Source organism: Bacillus sp. FG16, from assembly GCF_057809515.1.
This window is the reverse complement of record NZ_JBMDKC010000235.1, coordinates 1-1,609: the sequence shown is the minus strand read 5'-3', so window position 1 is coordinate 1,609 and position 1,609 is coordinate 1. Positions and strand designations below refer to the sequence as shown.

Below are 1,609 nucleotides of genomic sequence, written 5' to 3'. Positions count from 1 at the left end.
ATGAAACTCCATTCAAAAGAAGAAGCACAGGGAAAGTTGCAACAATTGCAAGAGCATACAGCACGTATACAAAAGGTGACAGTGGAACAAAAATTGAAACAAGCGCCGAAATTATATAATCTGTCGGGCTTACAAGCAAAATTAAATAAGAAATATAAAATGTCCCCTAAAGTAGTACTAGAAACTGCACAAAGCCTATACGATAAAAGAATGCTTTCGTATCCCCGAACAGAATATCAGCATATTCCTGTAGCGGAAGCGGAACAGTTGCCAGGTATTCTAGAAAAGCTCGCAAATTGTAAAGATTATCAAACTCTGATTGAAAAAAAAGAAAGAGACACGATTGTACAGCAAAAAGCGTACGTGGATGATGAGAAATGTGGAGACCATTACGCACTGATTCCCACGAATCAAGTTCCTAACTTAGAAACCTTATCCAAAGAAGAAAGATGGCTCTATGATGAGGTTGTGCGTAGCGTCATAGCAACGTTCTATGAGCCTATGACATATAATCAAACAGACTTTTTCACTGAAGTGAATCAAGATATTTTTAAATCGACAGGGAAGCAAATTACCCATCTTGGATGGCAAGTCGTGTTTGGAAAAGAAGAGGAAGAGAATCAAAAAGAACAGACGCTTCCACTTGTAGAACAAGGTCAATCTGTAGAGACAACAGAAATCAAGTTACATGAAGGTAAAACACAACCTCCTAAACTATATACAGAAGGGCAACTAATTACAGTAATGGCAAAGCATGATATTGGCAGCGAAGCAACGAGATCAGGCATTATAGAGAGAATCAAAACACTGTTGTATATCAAAATTGAAAAGAACATCGTACATGTAACTAATAAAGGGAAAATGATGGTGGAAGCCATTAAAGATACCGCAATTGGTTCACCAGAATTAACTGCAAAATGGGAAGTATATTTGAAAGGAATTGGAGAAGGGAAGAAAAAGGATAAGCCTTTCGTAGAAACCTCCAAAAAGTTAGCGCAGAAACTCATCAACGAAGCAAAAGACCAAGTAAACGCATGGGCGATAAATGACTTTGTAGAGGATAAAAAAACGGAACATCATATAGGAGAGTGCCCATCCTGCGGGAAACCTGTCGTAGATAAGAAAACGATATATGGTTGTTCTGGATATGCGAAAGACAATCTAAAGAGTTGTAAGTTTTCTGTTTCGAAAGAATTTTTAGGACAGAAGATTAGTGAAAGTAATATGATAAAGCTGTTAGAGGGTAAGAAAACGACGTTACTTAAAGGATTAAAAGGGAAATCAGAAAAGGAATTCGATGCGTATTTAAAATTGGACGCTGGGAATATTCAGTTTGTATTTCCGAAGAAAAAGAAAATAGCAAAGACATGAATGAGAAAGCGACTGTATGATACAGTCGCTTTCTGAAAATAGACAAATACAAATGAGTAGTAACTTGCTATACAGTTAAAGGGAATAGTATACATCATACCATGTTTATTAGAAATAAAGATATGTAATAATGCATATCTTTATTTTAGAATGTCTCCTTCTTTTTTGGCAGAAGCTAGCTGGGGGTATGGGGGCTAGTCCCCATGATTGACGTAACGATACATGAAATACATGAAAT

Annotated in this window: 1 protein-coding gene; it reads left to right on the top strand. The window is 36.6% G+C overall.

The features are described from left to right. The coding region (locus ACODS7_RS31860; RefSeq protein ID WP_243169454.1) for a type IA DNA topoisomerase at window positions 1-1,371 on the top strand (1,371 nt) is incomplete at its 5' end. Window positions 1,372-1,609 lie beyond the last annotated feature (238 nt).